Origin of the sequence: Mesorhizobium sp. M7A.F.Ca.US.010.02.1.1 (assembly GCF_004023085.1) — a bacterium.
Taxonomy (GTDB): domain Bacteria; phylum Pseudomonadota; class Alphaproteobacteria; order Rhizobiales; family Rhizobiaceae; genus Mesorhizobium.
In genome coordinates, this window is record NZ_RZRV01000001.1 from 182,532 (window position 1) to 208,523 (window position 25,992).

The following is a 25,992-nucleotide window of genomic DNA, read 5'->3' on the forward strand; positions in this document are numbered from 1 at the left end:
CCATGGCGCTTAGCGACGTTTCCTATTTCGGCATACGCCATCACGGGCCAGGCTCCGCCGGCAGCCTGGTGCAGGCGTTGCAGGAGTTGAAACCGGTCGCCGTGCTGATCGAAGGACCGGCCGACGCCAGCCCGCTGCTGCCGTTGCTGGCCCACCCCGAAATGCAGCCGCCGGTGGCGCTGCTCTGCTATCCCGAAGACGATCCGGCCTCGACAAGCTTCTGGCCCTTCGCCGAATTCTCGCCGGAGTACCAGGCGACGCTCTGGGCCGTCACCAACAATGCGGCAGTGCGCTTCATCGATTTGCCGTCTTCAGCCCGCACTGCGCCGATTGAGGCCGTGGGGGAAACCGATAGCGATGGAACGGAAGCCAGCGTTGAGGCTGACTTGGCGCCGCATCTGCGGGACCCGATCGGAACGCTGGCACAAGCTGCCGGCTACGAAGATGGCGAAAGCTGGTGGGCTGATATCATCGAGCAGAACCCTGAGCCCGGCCCAATCTTCGCGGCAATAGCCGACGCGATGACGACGTTGCGCGAAGGCGAAGGTCCGCTTGCCGAATTCGAGGCAAAGCGCGAAGCGCATATGCGACTTGAAATCGCCGCCGCGCGAAAGGAATTCGATGGGCCGATCGCTATCGTTTGCGGTGCCTTCCATGTGCCGGCACTGCAGGCGACGCGACCGCTGAAGGAGGACCAGGCGCTACTCAAGGGGCTCGCCCGCCGCAAAAGCATGATGACCTGGGCGCCGTGGACGGGGCCGCGCCTGGCGCTGGGCTTCGGTTATGGCGCCGGCGTTGTCGCGCCCGGCTGGTGCAAGCATCTGTGGCAGACGCGCGGGCAAGGGGACTCCTCGGTCCTGTGGCTGGCGAAGATCGCGGCGGTCCTGAGGGCCAAGGGGCACATGGTCTCGACCGCCTCGCTGATCGAAGCCGAACGGCTGGCCCGCACGCTGGCTGTGATCCGTGAACGGCCAAAGCCCGGTTTCGAGGAATTGCGTGACGCCGCGATCGCCGCCCTGTTCAACGGGGAAGCGCTGCTGTGGGCGCTGGTCGAAGCCGAATTGCTGCTGGGCGCCGATGTCGGTGAAATTCCGCCGGACACGCCGCTGGCGCCGCTGATCGAGGACCTGCAGCGCAGCCAGAAGGCGGCGCGGCTGAAGCCCGAAGCGCTGGAGCGTGAATTGTCGGTCGACCTGCGCAGCGAAAGCGGGCTGTTTCGATCGACCTTGCTGCACCGGCTGTCCGTGCTTGGCGTGCATTGGGGCAAGCTGACCGACAGCGGCCGCAGCCGCGGCACCTTTCGCGAGCGCTGGATGCTGTCGTGGGAACCTGAATATGCCGTTCGACTGGTCGAGAACCTGGTCTACGGACCAACCATCGAAAAGGCGGCCAATGGCCGGCTGATCCAGATGATCGGCGCGGCGACGTCTCTTGATGCGATGGCCGCACTGGTCCAGGGCGCCATCACGGCAAACCTGTCGGAAGCGTCGATCGCCGGTCTCGCGGCATTGGAGGAACGGGCGGCGCGCAGCAGCGAATGCCTGGAAATCCTGACATCGGTGCCGCCGCTCGCCGACATCATCCGCTACGGCGAGGCTCGCAAGACGGAAACCGCCCGTCTGTCCGGCCTCCTGGAGCGGCTGATCGTCGAAGGCGGGATCGCACTTGCCTATGCCGCCCGCGACCTCGATGCCCAGGCATCCACGACGCTGGTCGGCGCCATGCGCAAAGCCGACGAAGCGATCAGTCTGGTCGAGCCTGAACAGGACGTGCTGGACATCTGGCGCAATGGACTGGCTGCGGTGCTCGATGGATCGCGCTCGACGGCGCTGGTGGCAGGCTGTGCCGCGCATCTGCTCTACGAAGCCGGCCATTTGTCAGCCGACGCGGCAACCGGTCTGATCGCACGACGTCTGTCTCCAGGAACGCCGGTCACCGAGGCTGCAGGGTTCTTCGAGGGTTTCTTCAGCACTGCCGGCCAACGGCTGATCTACGACGAGGGCCTGCGCGGTGCGGTGGATGCCTGGCTCGCATCCCTCGACGAAGAGGCCTTCATTGCTCATCTGCCGTTGCTGCGCCGGGTCTTTTCGCATCTGGACTCGATGGAGCGGCGACGGTTGATCGAAGCGGTGCTCGGCCGCACCGCACGGCTGCCTGCCGGACTGACGCCGACTCCGGATGGCGGCGAAGCGTGGCGCCGGCACCTGGAACGGCTTGGACCCCTGCTGATGAGCGAGGCCGGCAATGGATGACGAGGCCGAAATCAGCGAGCCAATCCAAGCCGGCGACGGACGGGAGCGCCGCTGGCGCATGGCGATCGGTGCCGATGAGGAAACCTCGTCAGCGCTGTCCGACACCGACAAGCGGCTTTCCGCGGCGCTCGATGCGCTTTACGGCGATGGTGCCGGCGATGCGGCTGCCGATCCGCGCAAGCGGCGCGGCGGCCTCGGCCGCTCGGCGCCAAGGGTGGCACAGTGGATGGGCGATATCAGGTCGTTCTTTCCCGCACAGGTCGTCCAGATCGTCCAGAAGGATGCCTTCGAACGGCTCAACCTGAAGCAGATGCTGATGGAGCCGGAATTCCTCAAAGCGATCGAGGCCGACGTCAATCTCGTCGCCGACCTGATTTCGCTCCGCTCGGTCATGCCGGCCAAGACCAAGGACATTGCGCGCACGATCATCGCCGATATCGTTGCCAAGCTGATGCAGCGGCTGGAACAGAAGACAGCCGAGGCGATACGCGGCGCGGTCGACCGATCGCAGCGCACCAACCGCCCACGCCAGCGCGACATCGACTGGCCGCGTACGATCTCAGCCAACCTTCGCCATTACCAGCCCGAGCACAAGACCATCGTGCCGGAGAAGCTGGTCGGCTTCATGCGCAAACAGCGAAGGCTGGTCGACCTGGATGAGGTGGTGCTGTGCGTCGACCAGTCGGGCTCTATGGCAAGCTCGGTAATCTACGCCTCGATATTCGCGGCGGTGATGGCCTCCCTGCCGGTGGTGCGGACCAAGCTTGTCTGCTTCGACACGGCAATCGTCGATCTGACCGAGGAGCTTAGCGATCCTGTCGAAGTCCTGTTCGGCGTGCAGCTGGGCGGCGGCACCGACATCAACCAGGCCGTGGCCTATTGCGCGGACCGCATCGAACGGCCGACCAAGTCGCATATGGTGCTGATCACTGACCTTTATGAGGGCGGCAACGGGCAGGAATTGCTGCAGCGGCTTGCTGCACTCGTTCGCTCCGGCGTCAACGTCGTGGTGCTCCTGGCGCTGACCGACCAGGGCAGGCCGGGTTATGACCCGAAGATGGCAGGCTCGGTGGCCGCCCTCGGCATTCCGGTCTTTGCCTGCACGCCGGATCTGTTTCCAGACATGATGGCGGCGGCATTGCGTCGGGAAGATATCGGCGCATGGGCGGCTGGCGCAGATATCAAGCTGGTTCGTGCCGAGGCCGAGACTCCGGAGTAAAACAGCCGTCGCCAGAGCTGCCAGGTTGCTTCTGGCAGCTCTGGGATAAATCGCTGGAGCTCAGCCGAACTTCGGGTCGAGGCTGCCCGACTTATAGCGCTTGGCCATTTCGGCGACCGGCAGCGGCTTGATCTTCTGCGCGTTGCCGGCGGTGCCGAACTGTTCGAAGCGCTCCTTGCAGAGCTTGCGCATGGCGGCCATGGCCGGTGTCAAATATTTGCGCGGATCGAACTCGCTCGGGTTCTCGGTCAGCACCTTGCGGATCGCGCCGGTCAGCGCCATGCGGTTGTCGGTGTCGATGTTGATCTTGCGCACGCCGTGCTTGATGCCGCGCTGGATTTCCTCGACCGGCACGCCCCAGGTCGGCTTCATCTGGCCGCCATACTTGTTGATGATCTCCTGCAAGTCCTCGGGCACAGAGGACGAGCCGTGCATGACCAGGTGCATATTGGGCAGGCGGCGATGGATCTCCTCGATGACGTTCATGGCCAGCACCGCGCCGTCGGGCTTGCGCGAGAATTTGTAGGCACCATGGCTGGTGCCCATGGCAACCGCCAGCGCATCGACATGGGTGTCCTTGACGAACTCGACCGCTTGTTCGGGATCGGTCAAAAGCTGGTCGTGGCTGATCGCGCCTTCGACGCCGTGGCCGTCTTCCTGCTCGCCGCCGCCGCTCTCCAGCGAGCCGAGCACGCCAATCTCGCCTTCCACGGACACGCCGCCCCAATGCGCCATGTCGACGACGCGCTTGGTGATGCCGGAATTGTAGGCGTAGTCGGCCGGCGTCTTGCCGTCTTCCTTCAGCGACCCGTCCATCATGACCGAGGTGAAGCCGTACTGGATAGCGGTGACGCAGGTGGCTTCGTTGTTGCCATGGTCGAGATGCATGCAGACCGGAATGTCGGGGTGGATTTCGACCAGCGCGTCGATCAGCTTGGCCAGCACCACGTCATTGGCATAGGCGCGGGCGCCGCGGCTTGCCTGCAGGATGACCGGTGACTTGGTCTCCTCGGCGGCCTCCATGATGGCAAGGCCCTGTTCCATGTTGTTCATGTTGAAAGCGGGCACGCCGTAGCCGTATTCGGCAGCGTGGTCGAGCAATTGTCTCAGTGTTATGCGAGCCACCCAATAGTCTCCCGTATCTGGTTTCAAGCGCAACGTCGCGGGCCGGCCGGTTGCCGGTCGGCCCTTGATGCTTCTGGCGGGATTTCAACGGAACCGCAACCTTCAGAGCTCTTCTCGATCGCAATTCTTGTTGCAGGGTTGAAATCCGGCCGTTTTGGTGACTTAAGCCGCGATCGACTCCCGCGCCGCCAGGAGTTGCACGCAGGCGTTCGCCGCTTCCTTGCCCTTGACCGTGAAGTGCTCGAAGAAGAAGCGGTGGTGCTCGGCGCTGTCGTGGTAGTTGTGCGGGGTGAGCACCGCCGACAGCACCGGCACGCCAGTCGACAGCTGCACGTTCATCATGCCGTCGAGCACAGCACTTGCGACGAATTCATGCCGGTAGATGCCCCCATTGACGACAAAAGCGGTGCCGAGGATCGCGGCATAGCGGCCGGTCCCGGCCAGGGTCTTGGCATGCAGGGGAATTTCATAGGCTCCCGGCACGTCGAAGACATCGACGGTGAAGCGCTCGCCTCCGATGCCGGCCAGTTCCGCCTCGAAGGCCTGTACGCACTGGTCGACGATATCGGCATGCCAGCGCGCGCGGATAACGGCGATGCGAGTCGTTTCATAGTCTTTATGGGAATGCTGATTCATGGGTCCATCCTTCCGTTTCGAACCAGAATCAGGACGCACGATACGGATTAAGCCCGCGAAAAGCGGGCCGGCTTCCGTTTCGTTCTCTTCCATCCGGACTCTAACCGTCGGCTCCGGAATCACACCGGATCTGCTGACCTTTCCGAAACCGGAAAGCGCTCGCGGGCTCAGGCCGAAACCTTTACCGCCGGTGGGGACTCTCACCCCGCCCTGAGAACATTAACGGCTTTGTATGAAAGGGCAGGGCGCTGCTGTCAACCGTGAGAAGGTTGGACCAAGTCCGTTCGATTACCGCGTGCGCCACGCCGCTGCCGAAGCGGCAACCAGCATCAGCAATGCCGCGACCAGTGCGCAGGTGGCAAAACCAAAGCTGGAGTAGAGCGGCCCGAAGCTGGTGGTGCCGACGAAGACCGCGAGATAAGTCACCGCGCTGTTCAGGCCCATGATCGTGCCGCGCCGCGACGGATCGAGCGCCGACAGGCGCATCACCAGGACATTCAGGCCGAAATGATTGGCCAGTCCCCAGATCGCCACCATGGTCAAGGTCAGCCCGAAACTGCCGCTCGTCGTGGCCATCGCGACGTAGACGACGGCAACCAGAAGATAGGCGAACGGCATGACGCGCCGCGCACCCAGTCTGTCGATGACGCCGTCGAGCAGAGCAGCGGTGCCGAAGCCTATGCCGTAGGCAAGCGCCGCCAGGCCATTGGCGCTCACCGGCTGTCCGAGCCCGACATGAAGATGGTCGCCGAGATAGCCATAGACGCCGTAGAACGAAGTCATGAAGGCCGCGCATGCGACCAGCAGCGGCAGGATTCCGGGAATGCCGAGCGCTTCCAGCGGGGCGGGCGCCGGTCCGGCCTTCCTGATGTCGCTAAGCGACGTCACTGTCAGCCCCATCCATGCAAGGGCCGCAAGCACCGCGACCGCTGCGAAAACGGCGCGCCAATGCACAAGATCAGCAAGCACGGCCGAAAGCGAAACGCCGGCGACCATGCTGAGCGTCCATCCGGTCAGCACGACGCCGATCGTGCCGCTCTCCCTGCCCGGTGGGGCGATGGCCGCGGCGCTGGCATAGATCGCGGGCATGGCGATCCCGGCAGCGATGCCGGCCAGCAGCTGTGCGGAGACCAGCATGATCACCGTCGGTGCGGCGGCACTCGCCACCAGCGCCAGTGCCAGCAGCAACAGTGCGCCCTGCAGCATCCGGCGTGCGCCGAGCCGGTCGATGTAGCGCGCCAGGAACAGGGCGCTTGCGGAGGTGCCGAGGCCGAACGCGGCCGCCGCAATCATCACGGCAGGCACGCTGGTTCTGAACGACGAGGCGACAGCCGGTGCAATCGGACCCAGCACTAGCGAGTTCGAACCGATGACGGCGATGCAGCCCGTCAAGAGATAGGCAAGCGCCGGGATCGGGGCTCGGGCAGTCAATGGCGCAACTTGATCAATGTTCGACATATCAGCATAATGGCCGTATTCTATTCAGTGGAGAACCAGGAATTTCGCCATGGATGAAGAAACAGATGGTATTCCGCAGAACAAGGCTACGGCCCGCGACCTCGACGCGATTGACCGAAGAATATTAGGCGTCCTGGTCGATGACGCCACGATCAGCTACGCCGAACTCGGCGATCGCGTCGGCTTGTCGCCACCCGCAGCGCATGAGCGGGTCAAACGGCTCCGTCGCAGCGGCGCCATCCGCAACACGGTCGCCATCATCGATCCCCGGGCGGTGAAAAAGCCTTTGCTTGCCTTTGTCCATATCGACACCAGGGGCTGGGGAAAGACACCGGAACTGATGGCGGTCTCGCAATATCCCGAGGTCGAGGAAATCCATACCGTCGCCGGCGATACCTGCATGCTGCTGAAGGTCCGCACGGAAGACACCAGAGCACTCGAAGGCCTTCTGGCGCGCCTGTACGAAACGCCGGGCGTCACCTCGACGCGCAGCTATGTGGTTTTATCGACCTATCTGGAGCGGCCGGTGCAGCCGGGCATTACCGAGACATGGCCGACGCCGAAGCATATGGCCGAGCCTCTGTACTAGGGACGTGGCTACGCCCGCTCGGGGAACATCGCCTTCAATCCCTCGCGCGATGCCTTGGCAACGCCGCGCTCGGTGATCAGGCCGGTGACCAGCCGCGCCGGCGTCACGTCGAAGGCCGGGTTGGCCGCAGGCGTCGTCTCCGGCGAAATGCGCACCTGGGCAATCTCGCCGGCAGCGGTCTTGCCCCAGACCAGCGAGACCTCGTCGGCCGAGCGCTGCTCGATCGGGATCTCGGCCAGTCCGTCATGCACGGTCCAGTCGATGGTCGGCGACGGCAGCGCGACATAGAACGGCACGTCATTGTCGGCGGCTGCTAGTGCTTTCAGATAGGTGCCGATCTTGTTGCAGACATCGCCGTCGGCCGTGGTGCGGTCGGTGCCGACGATGACCATGTCGATCTCGCCGCGCTGCATCAGATGGCCGCCGGCATTGTCGACGATCAGCGTGTGCGGCACGCCGTGGCCGGCCATCTCCCAGGCGGTCAGCTGGGCGCCCTGGTTGCGCGGCCGTGTCTCGTCGACATAGACGTGGACCGGAATGCCGGCCTCCGTCGCCAGATAGATCGGCGCGGTCGCCGTGCCGTAATCGACTGTCGCCAGCCAGCCGGCATTGCAGTGGGTCAGGATGTTGACCGGCTCGCCCTTCTGCTTGCGCGCAGCGATCGCCTCGATGATGGCGAGACCGTTCTCGCCGATGGCGCGGTTGAGGCCGACATCCTCGTCGGCGATCTCACTGGCCCGCCGATAGGCGGCTGCCGCGCGTTGTTCGGGAGGCAAAGGCCGCAGGAAGCGCCGCATCTCGTCCAGCGCCCAGCGCAGATTGATCGCCGTGGGCCGCGTCTCGTGCAGGGTCTCCCACACGGCGTCGAGCGCTTCATCCGACGGATCGTCGGCCATCTGCATGGCGACGCCGTAGGCAGCGGTGACGCCGATCAGCGGCGCGCCGCGTACCCACATATCGCGGATGGCGGTGGCGATGCCGTCGACCGTGCCGATCGTTTCGATGCGGAAATCATGCGGCAGCCAGCGCTGGTCGATGATCTCGACCGAACGGCCGTCGTCGCTCAGCCAGATGGTGCGATAGTGGCGGTCGCCGACGTTCAAAGGCTGCTCTCCTGTTCGATCAGCGCGGCCAGTTGGTTGACCTCGTCGATGCTGTGGATCTGGCGCCGGTTGACGGCGAGGTGACGGCCGAATTTCAGCGCCTTTGCCTCACAACTGGCGCGCAAATCCTCATCGGCAATGGTCTCGAAATCGGCATTGTGGGCGAGGCCGAGGATGCGCCTGTGCACCTCGATGCCGGCAAAGCCGAGCAAATCGGTCCACATCTGGTGCAGAACATGGTCGAGCGCCTGCTCGGCACCGAGCCTGTCGCCCTGATCCTCGAACAGGCTCCTCTGGTAGAGCATGCCGGTGCGTTCGGTCCGCCATAGATGCGAGAACTCGGCGCGGAACACCGCCCAGGTCTCGGTCGTCACCCCGAGCAGATAGGCGCGCATGGCGTCGCGCTTTCCCTCCTGCTCGTGGCCGCGCTGCGAGAAGAAGGACATCCAGAAATTGGCGAGCAGCATGCCGACATCGAAGGCCATCGGGCCGTAGAAGGCAAACTCCGGATCGATCATCCGGGTTTCGGTGTCAGTGACCATGATCGAGCCGGAATGCAGATCGCCATGCAGCAGCGTTTCGGCATTGGCGGCGAAGATGTGCTTCAGCCGCTGCGCCTCGACCTTCAGGTCACGGTCGGCGCGCAGTTCGGCGACCAGGCCGTCAAGCTGCGGCGAGGTGTGCCGGTTCATCTTGGCGTCGAAATAGGGGTCGGAAAACACCAGGCTTTCGGTGATGTCGCAGAGCTCGACATTGTCGGCGAACAGCGCCAGATCGGCCTTGCGGTCCTTGGCGGCCATGTGCAGGTCGGAGCCGCGAAACAGCGTGCGGGCCATGAACAGGCCGATGTCCCGGGCAATGTTCGGCAGCTGGCGGCCGTCGATCAGGGCGCGGCGCAGGATGATGTGCGGCGGCGCAAGATATTCCATGATGATCAGCGCCTGGCCTTCATCGAAATAATGGATCGCCGGCACCGAGCCTGGCGCGCGCGCCTCTTGCCTGGTCAGCGCGTGATATTCGAAGAAGGAGCGCTTCAACGGCAGCGGCCAGCTGTCGCCGACCAGGCGAACATAGGGCAGGGCCTGCTTGACGACGGCTGCACCATTGGCGCCCTCGGCAATGAACACCAGGTTGAGATTACCGTCGCCGACCTCGCGGACCTTCCAGGCGCCAGTGTCCTTGCCGATCTTCGCGCACAGCGCCTCGTTGCCGCCAAGGCGTGCAGCCAGGGTTTCGACCGATAGTGCTTCGAACGGCAATTTTTCAGTCATCGTCATCCTCCCGCTTATGCGCTCCGAACATAACGGACGCATGGCGGCTGGGCCAAGCTAGGAAGCGATCTGGCAATTGTCAATCGTGTTGACAATTGCCGATGCAGCCCATAGCGTCATGTCAGGGAGGAACGCATGGTCGGTAATGCCGTGTTCCGCGTAGAGGGACTGAGGAAATCCTTTGGCCATAACGAGGTGCTAGGCGGCGTCTCGGTCGAATTGCATGCCGGCGAAGTCACCGTGCTGATGGGCGCCAACGGCGCCGGCAAATCCACCCTCGTCAAGATCATCTCCGGTGTCTACGAACGCGGCGGCGGCACGATGGCGCTCGCCGACCAGGATTTCGCACCGAAAACCCCTGCCGAAGCGATCCGCGCCGGCGTCGTCACCGTGCACCAGAATATCAACGACGGTGTCGTCGCCGATCTCGACGTCGCCACCAACCTGACCCTCGACCGACTGAGCGGCAGCGGTGCGCCGACCCTGTTCAATCCAATGCGCGTGCGGCGGGAGGCCAAGGCGGTTGCCGACCGCATGGGGCTGACCATCGATTTGAAGGCGCGGGTGAGCGATCTTTCGCTGGCCGATCGCCAGATGGTGGCGATTGCCCGCGCGCTGGCGCACAAGCCGAAAGTGCTGATCCTCGACGAGCCGACCTCATCGCTCTCCAGCGCCGAGGCTGATCGGCTGTTTGCGCTGATCGACAGGCTGCGCGAGCAGGGCGTGGCGATCCTCTACATCTCGCATCGCATGTCGGACATCAGGCGGTTGGCTGATCGCATCATCTCGATGCGAGACGGGATCATCTCGGGCATTTTCGACAAGAAACCGCTCGACTATGAGGGCGCGGTCAATGCCATGCTCGGCCGCAAGATCCATCTCGACCAGATCGTCGTCAGGAATTCGGCCAAGGCCGTCCTCAAGATAGAAGGTCTGCGCATTGCACACGGCGCTCGGCCGATTTCGCTGACGCTCGGCGACGGCGAGGTCGTTGCCATCACCGGCCTCGTCGGCGTCGGCAAGACGGCGCTTGCCGAGACGCTGTTTGGCGTGCGCCAGCCGCTCGCCGGTACAATGACGCTGAACGGCAGGCCTTATGCGCCTGAAACAGCCGGCGAGGCGATCGCCGCCGGCGTGTTCCTCGTCGCCAAGGACCGCGGCGAGAACGGCATCGTCCAAAGCTTCAACATCCAGGAAAATATCAGCCTGCCGTTTCACAAGCGCATGTCGCGCTTCGGCATCCTGAGGCGCCGCCTCGAACGCACCACGGCACGCCGGCAGATCGAGGAGCTGAGCATCGTCTGCCGTTCCGAGAAGGACGAAATGTCGGAGCTGTCCGGCGGCAACCAGCAGAAGGTGATGGTCGCCCGCTGGATGGCGCAGGAGGCAAGACTGTTCATTCTGGATGAGCCGTTTCAGGGCGTTGATATCTCGGCCCGGCGCGACATTGCCGCCAAGCTCAGGGCCAGTGCCAACGGCCGCGCCACGCTGCTGTTCGTCACCGAGCTCGATGAGGCGCTGGAGACCGCTGATCGCATCCTGGTCATGTCGGAACAGACCATCGTCGGCGAGCACCGCAATGCCGATGTCGATCTCGACCGCCTGTTGGCCGAGGTCGCCGGCGGGCCGCTGCACAGTGCGGCCTGAGCGTGGGCGATAGGAATTGGAATGGAGAGAGCATGGGTTCGGGTTGGGTAAAGACGGCAGCAGCGCGCGGGAGCGCCGGATGACATTGCGCGACCACGCCATCCGCTACGGGTTCATCGTGCTCTTGTTCGGGCTCGTCGCCTATTTCTCGATCGCCGCCGACGGTTTCGTTTCGCCGCAAAGTGCCGTTTTCATCTTCCAGTCAGTCGCCATCACCGGCGTGCTGGCGCTCGGCGTCACCGCCACGCTGGTCGTCGGCGGCTTTGATCTGTCGATCGGATCGGTCGCTACATCAGCCATGATGGCGGCCGCCTATGTGATGGTGGTGCTGGAACAGAACGCCCTTGTCGCGGTCGTCGTCTGCCTGCTGATCGGCGCCGTTGTCGGCCTGATCAATGGCTGGCTGATCGTCTACATGCGCGTGCCCGATCTGCTGGCGACGCTCGGCATGATGTTCCTGCTGGTCGGCCTGCAGCGCATTCCGACAGAAGGCCGCTCGATCGCCACCGGCATGACCATGCCGGACGGTTCGGTCGCCAACGGCAAATTCTCCGACGCCTTCCTGGCGCTCGGCCGCCACCGCTTCGACTTCTTCATCCCGAACCTCATTCCGGTGTCGGTAGTCGTGCTGCTCGTGCTCGCCGTGCTGATCTGGTTCTTTCTCGAATACACCCGCTTCGGGCGCATGATGTATGCCGTAGGCAGCAATGAGCGCGCCGCCGAACTCGCCGGTGCGCCTGTCAAGGCATACAAGATCTGGGCCTACGTTATTTCAGGAGTTTTTGCCTCGATCGGCGGTATTTTGCTCGCTGCCCGGCTTGGACGCGGCGACATCGCCTCGGGTAATAATCTGCTACTCGATGCGGTCGCCGCGGCACTGATCGGCTACGCGGTGCTAGGTGCCGCCAAGCCGAACGCCTTCGGCACTGCCATCGGTGCGCTGTTCGTCGGCATCTTGCTGCAAGGCCTGACGATGATGAACGCGCCTTACTACACGCAGGATTTCGTCAAGGGCGTGGTTCTGGTCGTCGCCCTTGTCTTCACCTTTGCGCTTTCGGGCAGGGGCAGGAGGTAGCTTTCGACCGGAACAGGATTTTCGAGTTCAACAAGAGTGGAGGAAAACAAAGTGAGCATTACAAGAAGACTTCTGGGGAAGGTGGCGCTCGGATTGGCCGGCGCAACCATGCTGATGCAGGTCCCGGCTTTTGCCGCGGACAAGCCGGCGCCTTTCGACAAGCCTGGCGTCAAGATCGCGCTGGTGCGTTATCTCTCGACCGGTGACTTCTTCCAGGCCTATCTCTCGGGCGTCGAGGCACAGTCGAAGGCGCTCGGCATCGACCTGCGCGTCCTCGACAGCCGCCAGGATGCCGCCCTTCAGTCCGACATGGTCGATCAGGCCATCGCGCTCGGCGTGCAGGGCATCATCATCCAGCACGGCCTGACGGAATCGATGAAGGACGCCGCCCAGCGTGCGGTCGACGCCGGCATCAAGGTGGTGGCGTTCGACGTCAATGTCGAAAATCCCAAGATCCCGCAGGTCGAGCAATCCGACCGCGACCTGGCGCGCCTCGCGCTCGAGCAGGCGGTCAAGGACAATGGCGAAAGCTGGAATGCCGGCTATGTCTATGTCGCCGGCATCGCGCCGCTCGACCGCCGCAACGAGACCTGGGTCGACGTCAAGAAGAAGTATGCCGGCATCAAGGAAGTCGCGATGTTCGGCACGCTCGACAATCCGATTGCCAACTCCGTCGCCAACCAGGCGCGTTCGGTGCTGACGGCGCATCCCGACATCAAGGTGATGTTCGCTCCCTATGACGAATTCGCCAAGGGCGTGAAGATCGCTGTCGACGAAGCAGGCTTGAACAAGGGCATCAAGATCTATTCGGCTGACATTTCGACCTCAGATATTGCTGCGATGCGTGAGCCCGACAGCGCCTGGGCCGCGACCGCCGCGACCAATCCGGCCGTCGTCGGCCAGGTCTCGGTGCGTGCTCTGGCGCAGCTGCTGGCCGGCGAAGATCCCGGCCACAACGTCGTCGTGCCGCCGACGCTGATCACCCAGAAGGACCTCATCGACAAGGACATCAAGAACATGGAGGACCTGTCGGCCAAGCTGCCGCAGTTCGCCCACGCCGATGTCGCGATGCCGGCCTGGATGCCCAACCCGAACGCCAAGTAACTTTCGCTGTCGAAGGCCGCCTGCAGCCGCTTGCTGCAGGCGGCCTTTTGCCGAATATCTGCAGCCGGCTCACAGGTTCCGGGCCAAGATTCGGTGCGTAAATGGAAGCACAGGCGGCAATCGAGAAAAACCTGTCCGGCGCCGTCGCTGGAACATTGTTTCGATGCCCGCACGCTACCACCGGCGTGGTGGTGCTGGGTGGATCGAGTGGTCGCGTCGATGTCGGGCGCGCACGGCTCTTTGCAAACCAGGGTTTGTCGGCCCTTGCCCTGCAATGGTTCGGCGGTGAGGGCCAGGCTCCCGGAATATGCGAAATTCCCCTCGAAACCTTCTTTGCGGCAACCGACTATCTCATTGGAACGGGATGCCGCCGCATAGTCTATGTCGGCACATCCAAGGGTGCCGAGGCATCACTCCTTGCGGCCGTCCATGACCAGCGCATCAACGCTGTGGTCGCCATCAGCCCCTCATCGGTGGTTTGGGGAAATATCGGTGCGGGCCGGGATGGCGTCAGCTGGCCTGAGCGGTCCTCATGGTCGCTCGACGGTATCCCCCTGCCATTCGTGCCGACAGATCCGGATTGGGTACCCAAGCTCGTGGATGGTCTGGTGTCTTACAGCGGATTATTCGAACGCAGCTTGAAAACCTTCAAGCGGGAGGCGAATGCCGCGACCATCCCGGTGGAAAAGATATCGGCCGAGATTGTGCTTGTCGCGGGTGGCGACGATGCGCTGTGGCCCTCCCTATGGTTTGCGGAAGAGATTGTCCGGCGGCGCGGCAAAGCCGGCAAGATCACCCACCTCGTTTCATCGCCGGATGCGGGGCACCGAATTCTCTTACCGGGGGAGATCACGCCGCGCTCGGTGTCGCATGAGCATGGCGGCAGTGACGAGGCTGATTCGAGGCTGGGAACCAGGGCCTGGAAACACATCCTAGAGTTGCTGTAGCACGCGTTTCGCGGCGGCTGAAGAATGCTGGTCGTTCCAGAAGTCGAGCACAGTCGAGATTATTGCCTCTGGCGCGTCTTCCTGAACGAGATGTTTGGCATTTGGAACCGTGATGAACGGCGCACCGGGGATGCGGCGCGCGAGTTCTCGCCCGTCGTCGAGCGGAATCCACTCGTCGTCTTCACCCCACAGGATCGTCACAGGGCAACGTATCTCGCCATATCGCCACTCGACCTCTCGACTGTACTTGTCGTCCATCTGTGCGATCTGACGCCAAAAAGCCTTCTGTCCTTCGTCTCCAAGCCATGGCTGCAGATAGAGCTGCATTTCGTCCGCGCGCAATGCGTTCGCGACAGCGCCGCCGATATAGGCGCGAAGCATGGCTTCATGGATATAGGCCGGCAGACTGGCAAACGCTTTCTCGTTTTCTTTTGCCGCTTGAACCAAGGGCGATCCCTGAGGGCTGATCGCGACCGGATCGATCAGCACCAGTGAGCGATAATCGAGCCTGTTGAGAAGGTGGCCACGCAACGCGACGGAGCCGCCGAAGTCATGCGCCACAATGTCGGGCAGCTCCAGCTCCCAGTGAGCGTAGAGCGCCGCGAACAGCTGGTTTTGAATGCCGCGCGACACGTCCGCGTCGGGCTTGGCGGATTGCCCGTAGCCGAGCATGTCGAAATAGTAGATCCGGCGCCGTTGCCCGAGCCAAGCTGCAATCCGCCGCCATTCCACCGACGAGAACGGGGTGCCATGAAGCAAGACCGCCGGCGGGCCGTCGCCGATCGTTCCCCATGCGATCGGGTGACCCGAAAAAATAAAGCGTTCGGGCAGGGACCAGTTTTCGGCTGGCATGAGGGAACTCCTCGAGAAGGCAAAAATTTGGCTGCTTGACCTTGCTCGATCTCAATGGCCGGTCGGGTCGAAAGTTCCCAACCGCCCTTTCTCCAGCGCGTTTCCGGGCAATAAGCTCAAGTTTCGGAGTTGCACCGCACCTTTTCGTCTAACGGATCTCTACATCAGCGCAGCGCTGCCGCGATATTGCCGCCATCGACCGTCGTCACATCGGCGGTGGTGCGGTCGGCCAGCGCGTGATGCAGGAAGGCCTGCGCCACGTCCTGCGCCGTCACTTCCTGGCCGAGCAGATTGCCGGACATGTAGTCCTTCTCCGACACGCCGCGCGCGCCTGAGCGGCTGGTAATCATGGCGTCGGTCAGAAGCCCTGAGCGGATGCGGTCGGCGTTGACGGCGTTGGAGCGGATGCCATGCGCGCCATAGTCGAGCGCGTATTGCCGGGACAGGAACAGCGTCGCTGCTTTCGGCACGCCATAGGCGCCGAACTTCGGACCTGGATTGACCGCCTGCTTGGAGGTGTTGAACAAAAGCACGCCGCCTGTGCCCTGCTCGAGCATGATGCGCACGGCATTCTGCGCCACCGACTGATGGGCGAAGAAATTGAGTTCGAAACTCTTGCGCAGGAGTGCGTCATCGAGCTCACCGATGCGGCCTTCCCAGGCCGCGCCGGCATTGGAAACCATGATGTCGACACCGCCGAACACGGCGACGGCTCTGTCGAAGGCGGCACGCACCTGCGCCGGGTCGGTGATGTCGGCTGCGACGCCGATCGAGTTGTTGCCGGCCTTCTTCGCCGCGTCGGCAGCCTTTTCGGCGTCGAGATCGACGACGACGGCATGGGCGCCATTGTCGGCGAACAATTTGGCTGTCGCTGCGCCGATCGCGCCGGCGCCGCCGGTGATCAGCACCACCTGGCCAGTCAGTGGCTTCGGCTTGTTGGACGCGAGCTTGGCCTGTTCCAGCGACCAGTATTCCAGCGGGAACAGATCGGCCTTGGAGAGCGGGTGGAAACGGCCGACCGCCTCGGCGCCGCGCACCGCCTCGATCCACATCTCGCCGACATCCGAGGCGATCTTCGCGTCCTTCAGCGTGCGGCCGTGGCCGAACATGCCGAGGCCGGGCACCAGCGTCAGCCGCGGCATCTGGTCGAGCATGGTGCGCTTGACGTCGTCGAGCGAATCATTGGTTTCGAAATAGGCGCGATAATCATTGGCGAACGCGTCGACATGGCTCTTGATCACCGCCTTGTAGTCGCCGGCCTTGTCCGCATCGGGCGCCGGCAGCGCCATCGGCCCGGTCTTGATGCGGATCGACAGATCGGGTGTCGACACGCCGCGTCCGGCATAATCGGCAATCTCGGATGAATTGATGAAATCGACGATTGCCGGCGAAGTGCGGAAGTCAGAGATCATGCGGTCGAAGCGGCCTTCGCCGCGCGCTACCGCCACCGCTCCGCGCAGCATCGGCGCAATGGACGCCGGTGTCGCGAGCTTTGCCGGCAAGACTGCCTTTGCCGCCTTCGGCTTGCCGCTTGCGGCAATGAAGTCCTCGGCGACATTCACATAGTGGATCATCCGGTCGTAGGCCTGTTTGGCGTCGTCGCCGAAGGTGAAGATGCCGTGCTTGTCGAGGATCAACCCTTCGACATCAGGGTCGGCATCGAAGATGTCGGCCGCCGCCTTGGCGAGGTCGAAGCCGGGCATGATATAAGGCACGTAACCCATCTTGCTGCCGAAAACCGTCTTCACCAGCGGCTTGGAGTCCTCCTGGTCGACGATGGCGAGGATGGCGGTCGAGTGCGTGTGGTCGACGAATTTGTGCGGCAGGAAGGCATGCAGCAGCGTCTCGACCGAGGGGTTGGGCGAGGATGGATCGATGAGGTTGACGCGTTGCAGCGCGACCATGTCCTCGTCGGCCAGTCTGTTCAGCGCGCGCGCCTTGAGCAGCGGCTTGAGCTTGACCGCCGGCAGGCCCTGCGGCTCGATGACGCCCATGTCCCAGCCGCTGCCCTTGACGCACAGCACGTCCCACTGGTCGCCGACGAGATCGGTGGCCGTCGTCTTGCAGGAGGTGTTGCCGCCGCCATGCAGAACCAGCCGCGGTTCGCCGCCGAGCAGCCGGGTCGTGTAGACGCGCAGCGCCAGGTCGCGGCCGACACCCTTTTTCGCGTAGTCGCCGACGAGTTTTTCGGCTGCTTCGTCATTCCACAAGTTCTTCATGTTCGCTTCGTCCGGTTGCTGTCTTTGTTGGTGAAACAGGATTGCCGCGACGCTTTGATGACAATGCGCCGGCAGCGGAGAGGAGGATTTCTAGGAGGCCTTTTCTATGGTGGCAGCCGCATGGTCCAGGAGCCGCTGCGCCATGTGCGCGCCGACCACCAGATGCGTGCAAAGGCCGCCCGCGATCGCCGCGAGCAGCGGTTCGAACTTGCTGTCCTCCTGCACCACCACCAAACGCCTGGCGATGGCGCGCAGCGAGGCAAGCTCGGCGGAGATCACCCGCCTGTTATAACTGCAGTCGAGCACCTTGCCCTCGGCGTCTATGATCTGCCCGGCAATCACGCCGGCAGCGCCTTGGCTGCGCAGATCCGCCATTTCACTGGGCGTCAGCGCGCCGCATTTGACCAGATGGCTGTCGGCGTCGACCGCGCCGACCGAGTATAATGCCAGGTCGCATTCGCTGACACCCGACAATTGTTCCCGGATCACCGGCTCGGCACGCAGCGCCCGCGCGAGTTCTTCCGTCGACAGCACCAGCGGCGCGTAGAAATTGAGCCCCTTGGCGTTGAGCCGCCGCGCGATCTCCATGGTGCATTGGTCGGGCCGATAGGAATAGGGTGCGCCGAGATTGCCGCAGAGCTGCACCACAGTGACGTCCTGCAGATCGGCATAGGACATGACGTCGGCGATCATGTAGACGGTTCGGCCCCAGGCAACGCCGATGCGGTCGCCCTTCTTGACCAGTTCGAGAAAGACACTCGCCGCCAGCACGGCGATTTCCGTCGACGGGTCGGCAATATGATCATTCTCCGGTGCGATCCAGACGGCGTCGAGGCTCAACGCATCCTCGAGCTTGCGCGCCAGCACGTCGTCGGTGAAAAGCTGGGTCGAAGTCGAGATGTTGACGATGCCGGTCTCGCGAGCCTTGCGCAGGTACATGGCGACTGAGGCACGGGAAATGTTAAGCTGGCTCGCCACCTGGTCCTGCCGCAGGCCATGGGCATAGTAGAGCCAGGCGGCCTTGTGGATGAGTTGTTCTGCCGGTCGGATCGCCATGCCGTCTCCTCGGCTGACATTATTCACGGCTCTCGACAAAAGTCAAACTGGGCAGAGGTATGCGATGCTCCCGCTTACGCCGAATCTGGTTCATCATTGCGCCGAATGCGCTCTGTCGTGGCATCGTTTGTGGTGACGCGGCCCGAGCCTGTGATTAGAACGTCTGAAAGAAAACCGCGGGGGAGCATGGGATGGGCAGTCCTTACGAACAGGATCTCGACAAGAACGCGGCCAACCATCAGCCGTTGACGCCGCTCACCTATCTGGAGCGCGCGGCCAAGACCTATCCCGACCATATCGCCATCATCCATGGCCGCCAGCGCATCGACTATCGCACCTTCTGGCAGCGGTCGCTGAAGCTTGCCTCGGCGCTCGACAGGCGCGGCATCGGCAAGGGCGACACCGTCACCGTCATGCTGTCAAACACGCCGCCGATGCTGGAGGCGCATTTCGGTGTGCCGATGACCAAGGCGGTGCTGCATTCGCTCAACACCCGCCTCGATGCCGCGGTCATCGCCTTCCAGCTCGATCATGCCGAGACCAAGGTGCTGATCGTCGACCGCGAATTCTCCGGCGTCGTCAGACAGGCCCTGGAACTGGCCAAGGTCAAGCCGCTGGTCATCGACTATGACGATCCCGAATACGCCGCCGACGCGCCGTACCCGAAGGGTGAGCGCATCGGTTCGCTCGACTATGAGGACTTCATCGCCGGGGGCGCCGCGGACTTCGCCTGGTCGATGCCCGACGATGAGTGGGACGCGATCTCGCTGAACTATACCTCCGGAACGACAGGCAATCCGAAGGGCGTCGTCTACCACCATCGCGGTGCCGCGCTGATGGCCTACACCAACACCATTCATGCCGGCATGGCCAAGCACGCTATCTATCTCTGGACGCTGCCGATGTTCCACTGCAATGGCTGGTGCTTTCCGTGGACGCTCGCAGTCCAGGCCGGCACCCATGTCTGCCTGCGCTGGGTGCGGCCGAAGCCGGTCTACGATGCGATCGCCGATCAGGGCGTCACCCATCTGTGCGGCGCGCCGGTCGTCATGTCGGTGCTGATCAATGCCAGGGACGAGGACAAGCGCGTATTTCCGCAGACGGTCACTTTCAACACCGCCGCAGCACCCCCGCCGGAAGCGGTGCTATCGGGGATGGCGGATGCCGGATTTGCCGTCACCCATCTCTACGGCCTGACGGAGACCTATGGCCCGGCGGTCGTCAACGAATGGCATGGCGCCTGGGATGATCTCGAAAAGGGCGAGCGCAGCGCCAGGAAGGCGCGGCAGGGCGTGCGCTATGCAGCGCTCGAAGGCCTGACAGTCATGGACCCCGAGACGATGCGGACGACACCGGCCGATGGCGAGACCATCGGCGAGGTCATGTTCCGCGGCAACATCGTCATGAAGGGCTACCTGAAAAACCGCAAGGCGAGCGACGAAGCCTTCGCCGGCGGCTGGTTCCATTCCGGCGATCTCGGCGTCATGCACCCCGATGGCTACATCCAGCTCAAGGACCGCTCCAAGGACATCATCATCTCCGGTGGCGAGAACATTTCCTCTATCGAGGTCGAGGACGCGCTCTACAAGCACCCGTCGGTTGCCTCTTGCGGCGTCGTCGCCAGGCCCGACGACAAATGGGGCGAGGTGCCTGTCGCCTATGTCGAGCTGAAGCCCGGCAAGATCGCGACCGAAGCCGAGATCATCGATCACTGCCGCGCGCTGCTTGCCCGGTTCAAGGTGCCGAAGGCGGTCATCTTCGCCGAAATCCCGAAGACCTCGACCGGCAAGATCCAGAAATTCCGGTTGCGCGAGATGGCAAAGGACCTGACTTCGTCATCCTAGGGTGGAGCAGTCGCGAAGCGACGTCGCGGAAACCCTAGGATCCATGCCGTGACCTCTCAGCCATGCTCCAACGTCGAGGATGACAGGGCGCGCTTACCAGCGTAACTTCTTGATCCGCCACACTCTTCAGCAGACGTCGCGGCATGGATCCTAGGGTCTGCGCCGCGTCGCTTCGCTTCGCTCCTTGCTTCGCCCTAGGATGACGAATTCATCAGGGCCAGCCGCTAATAGCGATCGTCGATTCCACCTTCTCACTGTCACCATCTGTCACCATCTGTCACCATTCGTACGCGTACATCGAATCCGCGTTGACAGGCCGCTCTTTTCAATTTACGAGTGACGAAAATCGAAATTCGTCACTCGTAAATTGACAGAGGATCATGTCCGAAGCCGCCACCATAGTCGCCGAAGCCGCCCGACAGGAAAATGTAACGCGCATTCTCGATTGCGCCGAGCGCCTGTTCCGGCATTATGGCTACGGCAAGACCAATGTCGCCGACATCGCGCGTGAACTCGGCATGTCGCCCGCCAACATCTATCGTTTCTTCGCCTCCAAGGTCGAAATCCACCAGGCCGTCTGCGGCCGGATGCTCGGTGCCAGCTACAAGATGGCCTACGAGATTTCGCGCCTGCCGATCAGCGCCGAGGAGCGGCTCCGGCGTTACGTGCATGCGCAATACAAGATGACGATGGAGGTCATGCTCGACGACCAAAAGGTCCACGAGATGGTCATCGTCGCCCTCGAACGGGATTGGGGTGTGATCGACAAGCATGTCGACAGCATCCACGACCTGTTTGCGGAAATCATTCGTGACGGCATCGAGGCCGGTGAGTTCAGAAAACAGGATCCGGTGATCGCGTCTCGCTGTTTCGGCGCCGCGACCGTCATCCTGTGTCATCCGCAGATGGTGGCGCAATGCCTTGCCAAGACCAACCGGGCAATGCCTGACGACCTCATCGACTATGCAATCAAGGCTTTGAAGTAGCCGCCGCCCGCCGGGCGCCGGTTCAACGATTCATCTCCATTTCGGGAGTACGCGCGTGTCTTCGTTCAGTTCAATCATCGGCAGGCTGCCGGCTGTGGGCCCGGTGCTGCTTGTCACCGCCACTCTCGGGCTTGCCGGCTGCAGCCAGGAAAAAGCCGAAGTCAAGGATATCATCCGTCCGGTCAAGGTTGTCGAGATCGCGAAGGTGCATGACACCCGCATGCTCTCCTATTCCGGATCGGTGCGGGCCCGCACCGAGAGCGCTCTGGCGTTCCGCGTCAATGGCAAGATCACCGAGCGCCTCGTCGATATCGGCCAGCATGTGGCCTCGGGCGATGTGCTCGCCCGCATCGATCCCATTGACTACGACCTTTCGGTCAAGAGCGCGCAGGCAGCGCTCGATGCCGCCGAGCGGCAGGTCGAGACCGTAGAGCTTGCCCGCAAGCGTGCCGAGCAGCTTTTTGCCAAGAATTTTGCCCCGAAATCACAGCTCGAACAGGCGACCTTGACCTATGACCAAGCGGTCGCCACGCGTGATTCCGCCCTTTCGACACTTGCTCAGGCGAAGAACCAGGTCGGTTATACCGATCTCAAGGCCGACAGGGATGGCATCGTCACCACCGTCAGCGCCGACGTCGGCCAGGTGGTCGGTTCCGGCACGCCGGTTGTTACTGTCGCTGTCGACGGCGAAAAGGAAGTGCTGATCGCCGTTCCCGAAATGGAAATCGCCGAATTCAAGCCGGGCAAGGCCGTCAAGGCGGGCTTCTGGTCCGACGATGCGCTGGCGCTCGATGGCAAGGTCCGCGAAGTCGCCGGCAGCGCCGATCCGCAGTCACGCACCTTTGCCGTCCGCGTCAGCCTGCCCAACGATCCGCGTGTGCTGCTCGGCATGACCGCCAGCATCGAAGCCTCGGCGGCCAATGAGCGGCAGCTGGTCTCGATCCCGCTGAGCGCACTGGCCGAGCAAGGCACGCAATCGATCGTCTGGACCGTCAATCGTGGCGCCGACACCGTTCATGCCCGTCCGATCAAGGTCGCCGAATTCGCCGCCGATGGGGTGCGTGTCGCAGAGGGTTTGAACCCCGGCGATGTCGTGGTCGCCGCCGGCACGCAATTCATGACCGAAAACCTGAAGGTGAAGCTCGCCGGTGAGACGGCGCTGCAATCGGCATCCGCGGCAGACGGCGACGCCAAGCAGGTGCGCTGACGACAGACAACCGGCTGCGCGTTCCCGCAGTCGCTGGTTTCCGGGCGGCAGGCGCCCGACCGAGACGCTCGATTGATGTAACCCCCACATCGATTTCGCGTCCCACCGCGATGAGCGTTTCTCCTCTCGGAGAGCCTTGCCGCCCGGAAGCCACTACGAACCCTCGATTTTGTTGCGCTAGATAGATGGACCAGCGTCGATGACCAATTCCACGGAAGAGAAGCGGCCCTTCAACCTGTCGCGCTGGGCAATCGGCCATCCCGCCATTGCGCGGTTCCTGTTCGGCCTGATCATCATTTCCGGCGCGCTCGGCCTGATGCGTATGGGCCAGAAGGAAGATCCCGATTTCACCTTCCGGATCATGGTCGTCCAGGCGATCTGGCCGGGCTCCTCGATCAAGGAGATGGAAGACCAGGTCGTCAACAAGATCGAACGCAAGCTGCAGGAAACGCCGCATCTCGATTTCGTGCGCTCCTTCACCCGCGCCGGCAGCGCCATCATCACTGTGCAGATCAAGGGCGACACCAACACCGCCGAGGTGACGGACGCTTTCTACCAGGTGCGCAAGAAGGTCGGTGACATTGCCGGTGACTTGCCGCAAGGTCTGCTCGGCCCCTATTTCAACGACGAGTTCGGCGACACCTTCATCACGCTGCATTCGATCAGCGGCGATGGCTTCAGCTATCCCGAGCTGAAGAAGTTCGCCATCCAGGCGCGCGACATGCTTTTGACGACGCCCGGCGTCGAGAAGGCCGTCATCATCGGCGACCAGCCGGAAAAGCTCTATATCGACGTCTCGTCCAAGGCCCTGGCCGAACGCGGCCTGACGCTGACCGATCTGCAGAATGCGATCAAGGGACAGAACAATGTCGACCCGGCCGGCTCCGTCGATACCGGCACCAACTCGGTACGCATCTCCGTCGAGGGCGATGTCGGCAAGGTCGAGGATATCCGGAACCTGCGCCTGCGCGCCGGCGGACAGGTCACAAGGCTGGGCGACATCGCCACGGTGACCTCGGGGCTGGAAGATCCGTTCCAGCGCAAATACCGCTTCAACGGTCACGACAGCGTGCAGTTGGGCGTCGTCATGGCCAAGGGCTTCAAGGTTACCGACGTCGGCAAGGATGTCGAGGCCACCTACAAGCGCTTCGAAGAGGCGCTGCCCTACGGCGTTGCGGTCGACCAGATCTCCGACCAGCCCGGCGTCGTCACCGATGCGGTGGCCGAGTTCATGCATGCGCTTGGCGAAGCGCTGCTGATCGTGCTCGTCGTCTCGTTCCTGTCGATAGGCTGGCGTTCCGGCCTGGTCATCGCCATTGCCATCCCGCTGGTGCTGGCTGCGACCTTCGCCATCATGTACGAACTCGGCATCGACCTGCAGCGCATCTCGCTCGGCGCGCTGATCATCGCGCTCGGTCTTCTGGTCGACGACGCGATGATCGTCGTCGAGATGATGGAGCGCAAACTGGAGGAGGGGATGGTCAAGGTCGAGGCGGCGAGCTTCGCCTATGCCTCGACCGCCTTCCCGATGCTGACCGGCACGCTGATCACCACGGCCGGCTTCATTCCGGTCGGCTTCGCGGCCTCGACCGCCGGCGAATATGTCCGCACCCTGTTCTATGTCGTCGGCATCGCGCTGATCGTCTCCTGGTTCGTCGCGGTCTATTTCACGCCATGGCTCGGCAACATGATCCTCAAGCAGCGCAAGCATGCCGGCAGCCATCACGATGTCTTCGACACACGTTTCTACCGCCGGCTTCGTGCTACCGTCAGCTGGGCCGTGCGCCATCGCATCATCGTCCTGGTGATGACGCTGGTCACCTTCGGCACCAGCCTGTGGGCTTTCCAGTTCATTCCGCAGAACTTCTTCCCGCAATCGTCGCGGCCGGAAATCCTTGTCGACCTTTGGCTGCCGGAAGGCACCAGCATCAAGGAAGTCGAGGCGCAGGCCAAGGCGCTCGAAACCAAGATGATGGACGACAAGGACAAGCGTTTCATCGCCACCTATATCGGCGAAGGCGCGCCGCGCTTCTTCCTGCCGCTCGACCAGCAGCTGAGCAACCCCAACTTCGCCCAGCTGCTCGTCATGGCTAATGACGAACCGGCCCGCGAACGGCTGATCGTCAAGTTGCGCACCGTCCTGGCGCAAGACTTCCCATCCATCCGTGCCAAAGTCGATCGTCTGTTCCTCGGCCCGCCGACCGGCTGGCCGGTGCAGATGCGCGTCATGGGGCCGGATCGCCAGGAGGTGCGCCGCATCGCCGACCAGGTGAAGGCGAAGTTCCGCGAGGATCCGCTGCTTGGCGCCGTGCATGATGACTGGCTGGAGCCGGTTCCGGCGATGAAGCTGGTCATCGACCAGGATCGTGCCCGCGCACTCGGCGTCACCTCGCAGCGCATCCGCCAGATGCTGCAGGCGGCGATGTCCGGCGCGCCGCTCGATGACTTCCGCGACGGCGAGGAGACGGTGTCCATCGTCGCCCGCGAGCCGGATGCCAGCCGCAGCCTGCTGTCCTCGGTCGACTCGGTCTATATCCCGACCGACTTCGGTGGCTTCGTGCCGCTGTCGCAGGTTGCCAAGGTGGTGCCGGTGCTGGAGCAAGGCATCGAGTGGCGCCGCGACCGTCTGCCGACCATCAGTGTGCGGGCAACGCTGCCCGACGGCGTGCAGTCCAATGACGTCGTCACCAAACTGTACAAGGATATGCAGGGCCTGCGTGACGGATTGGCGCCCGGCTACAAGGTCGAGATCCAGGGCGGTGCGGAGGATTCGGCGGAAAGCCAAGCTTCGATCGCCGCCAAGGCGCCGATCATGCTGGCCGTCATCGTCGTGCTTTTGATGATCCAGCTGCAGAACTTCGGCAAGGCGATGCTGGTGCTGGCGACCGGTCCGCTTGGCATTATCGGTGCTGCCGCGGCACTCTTGATCAGCGGCGCGCCGTTCGGCTTCGTCGCCATTCTCGGCGTCATCGCGCTGCTCGGCATCATCATGCGCAACTCGATCATCCTGGTCGACCAGATCGACCAGGACATCGCCGCGGGCATGGACCGCTACGAGGCGATCATCGGTTCGGCCGTTCGCCGTTTCCGGCCGATCACGCTGACGGCGCTGACGGCGGTACTGGCGCTGATCCCGATCTCGCGCGGCGTCTTCTGGGGTCCGCTTGCCTACGCCATGATGGGCGGCATCCTGGTTGCCACGGTGCTGACCATCCTGGTCCTGCCGGCCGGTTACGCCCTGTTCTTCGGCCGGGAGCCGAAGAAGCGCGGGGCGGAGGGCCGGACGGACGATCTGGAACTGAGCCAGGAAGCCGAAAAGCCGCAATTGGCGCTGGCCGCCGAATAGATCGATCACGCCAGTCGAAAAGGATCGGGCGCGCCGAAGCGCGCCCGATCCTTTTC

Annotated in this window: 19 protein-coding genes and 1 riboswitch; of the genes, 11 read left to right on the forward strand and 8 right to left on the reverse strand. The window is 63.2% G+C overall.

Going from position 1 to position 25,992, the window contains the following annotated elements; translation table 11 throughout:
* Window positions 1-2 precede the first annotated feature (2 nt).
* Together EOA19_RS00870 and EOA19_RS00875 are read left to right on the forward strand one after the other, a co-directional pair.
* Entirely contained in the window at window positions 3-2,252 is a 2,250-nt protein-coding gene (locus tag EOA19_RS00870) for a DUF5682 family protein (RefSeq protein WP_128302411.1), read from the forward strand.
* Entirely contained in the window at window positions 2,245-3,471 is a 1,227-nt protein-coding gene (locus EOA19_RS00875) for a VWA domain-containing protein (protein ID WP_128302412.1), read from the forward strand. The genes EOA19_RS00870 and EOA19_RS00875 overlap by 8 nt, the downstream gene beginning before the upstream one ends.
* Window positions 3,472-3,531: 60 nt before the next feature.
* Here the strand turns inward: EOA19_RS00875 and fba are convergent, their stop codons facing one another.
* From fba to EOA19_RS00890, 3 genes are all read right to left on the reverse strand, one after another.
* Window positions 3,532-4,596, reverse strand: a complete 1,065-nt coding sequence (fba, locus tag EOA19_RS00880; protein WP_013532928.1) for a class II fructose-bisphosphate aldolase — start codon at window positions 4,594-4,596, stop codon at window positions 3,532-3,534.
* 162 nt (window positions 4,597-4,758) lie between these two features.
* Entirely contained in the window at window positions 4,759-5,232 is a 474-nt protein-coding gene (locus tag EOA19_RS00885; RefSeq protein ID WP_128302413.1) for a 6,7-dimethyl-8-ribityllumazine synthase, read from the reverse strand.
* A gap of 77 nt (window positions 5,233-5,309) precedes the next feature.
* Window positions 5,310-5,454: riboswitch (FMN riboswitch) on the reverse strand.
* Between the two features lie 66 nt (window positions 5,455-5,520).
* Window positions 5,521-6,690, reverse strand: coding sequence for an MFS transporter (locus tag EOA19_RS00890; protein ID WP_128302414.1), 1,170 nt, complete (start codon window positions 6,688-6,690; stop codon window positions 5,521-5,523).
* A gap of 49 nt (window positions 6,691-6,739) precedes the next feature.
* Here EOA19_RS00890 and EOA19_RS00895 point away from each other — a divergent pair, with 49 nt between their 5' ends.
* A complete protein-coding gene (locus EOA19_RS00895) occupies window positions 6,740-7,279 on the forward strand; it encodes an Lrp/AsnC family transcriptional regulator (RefSeq protein ID WP_023808760.1) in 540 nt (179 codons plus the stop codon).
* Window positions 7,280-7,287: 8 nt separating this feature from the next.
* Here EOA19_RS00895 and mtnA read toward each other — a convergent pair whose 3' ends face one another.
* Together mtnA and mtnK are read right to left on the reverse strand one after the other, a co-directional pair.
* Window positions 7,288-8,382, reverse strand: a complete 1,095-nt coding sequence (gene mtnA, locus EOA19_RS00900; RefSeq protein ID WP_128302415.1) for an S-methyl-5-thioribose-1-phosphate isomerase — start codon at window positions 8,380-8,382, stop codon at window positions 7,288-7,290.
* Window positions 8,379-9,653, reverse strand: coding sequence for an S-methyl-5-thioribose kinase (gene mtnK / locus EOA19_RS00905; protein ID WP_128302416.1), 1,275 nt, complete (start codon window positions 9,651-9,653; stop codon window positions 8,379-8,381). The genes mtnA and mtnK overlap by 4 nt, the downstream gene beginning before the upstream one ends.
* A 135-nt stretch (window positions 9,654-9,788) precedes the next feature.
* On the opposite strand from mtnK, the gene EOA19_RS00910 reads away from it, so the two are divergent.
* The 4 genes from EOA19_RS00910 to EOA19_RS00925 all read left to right on the forward strand — a co-directional run bounded on the left by EOA19_RS00910 (window position 9,789) and on the right by EOA19_RS00925 (window position 14,426).
* Window positions 9,789-11,300, forward strand: a complete 1,512-nt coding sequence (locus EOA19_RS00910; protein ID WP_128302417.1) for a sugar ABC transporter ATP-binding protein — start codon at window positions 9,789-9,791, stop codon at window positions 11,298-11,300.
* A 79-nt stretch (window positions 11,301-11,379) separates the two neighbouring features.
* Window positions 11,380-12,375: an ABC transporter permease gene (locus tag EOA19_RS00915; RefSeq protein ID WP_127291078.1), complete on the forward strand. Its 996-nt coding sequence runs from the start codon at window positions 11,380-11,382 to the stop codon at window positions 12,373-12,375.
* Between the two features lie 51 nt (window positions 12,376-12,426).
* Window positions 12,427-13,479: a substrate-binding domain-containing protein gene (locus EOA19_RS00920; RefSeq protein ID WP_128302418.1), complete on the forward strand. Its 1,053-nt coding sequence runs from the start codon at window positions 12,427-12,429 to the stop codon at window positions 13,477-13,479.
* Window positions 13,480-13,580: 101 nt separating this feature from the next.
* Window positions 13,581-14,426, forward strand: coding sequence for an acyl-CoA thioester hydrolase/BAAT C-terminal domain-containing protein (locus EOA19_RS00925; RefSeq protein WP_128302419.1), 846 nt, complete (start codon window positions 13,581-13,583; stop codon window positions 14,424-14,426).
* Here the strand turns inward: EOA19_RS00925 and EOA19_RS00930 are convergent.
* From EOA19_RS00930 to EOA19_RS00940, 3 genes are all read right to left on the reverse strand, one after another.
* Window positions 14,412-15,278 (reverse strand): alpha/beta hydrolase, encoded by an 867-nt coding sequence (locus tag EOA19_RS00930; protein ID WP_128302420.1) that lies wholly within the window; start codon window positions 15,276-15,278, stop codon window positions 14,412-14,414. The two genes, EOA19_RS00925 and EOA19_RS00930, sit on opposite strands and share 15 nt — an antisense overlap.
* Before the next feature lie 164 nt (window positions 15,279-15,442).
* The gene (locus EOA19_RS00935) at window positions 15,443-17,497 is read right to left on the reverse strand and encodes a bifunctional aldolase/short-chain dehydrogenase (protein WP_128302421.1); all 2,055 of its coding nucleotides are present in this window, start codon (window positions 17,495-17,497) and stop codon (window positions 15,443-15,445) included.
* Window positions 17,498-17,587: 90 nt separating this feature from the next.
* On the reverse strand, window positions 17,588-18,553 hold the full coding sequence (locus EOA19_RS00940; protein WP_127291072.1) for a sugar-binding transcriptional regulator: 966 nt from the start codon (window positions 18,551-18,553) through the stop codon (window positions 17,588-17,590).
* Between the two features lie 191 nt (window positions 18,554-18,744).
* Between EOA19_RS00940 and EOA19_RS00945 the strand changes: the two genes are divergently transcribed.
* From EOA19_RS00945 to EOA19_RS00960, 4 genes are all read left to right on the forward strand, one after another.
* Window positions 18,745-20,397, forward strand: coding sequence for an acyl-CoA synthetase (locus EOA19_RS00945; RefSeq protein WP_128302422.1), 1,653 nt, complete (start codon window positions 18,745-18,747; stop codon window positions 20,395-20,397).
* A gap of 380 nt (window positions 20,398-20,777) precedes the next feature.
* Window positions 20,778-21,383: a TetR family transcriptional regulator gene (locus EOA19_RS00950; RefSeq protein ID WP_023808749.1), complete on the forward strand. Its 606-nt coding sequence runs from the start codon at window positions 20,778-20,780 to the stop codon at window positions 21,381-21,383.
* 55 nt (window positions 21,384-21,438) lie between these two features.
* A complete protein-coding gene (locus EOA19_RS00955; RefSeq protein WP_128302423.1) occupies window positions 21,439-22,590 on the forward strand; it encodes an efflux RND transporter periplasmic adaptor subunit in 1,152 nt (383 codons plus the stop codon).
* Window positions 22,591-22,789: 199 nt separating this feature from the next.
* The gene (locus EOA19_RS00960) at window positions 22,790-25,936 is read left to right on the forward strand and encodes an efflux RND transporter permease subunit (protein ID WP_128302424.1); all 3,147 of its coding nucleotides are present in this window, start codon (window positions 22,790-22,792) and stop codon (window positions 25,934-25,936) included.
* Window positions 25,937-25,992: the final 56 nt, after the last annotated feature.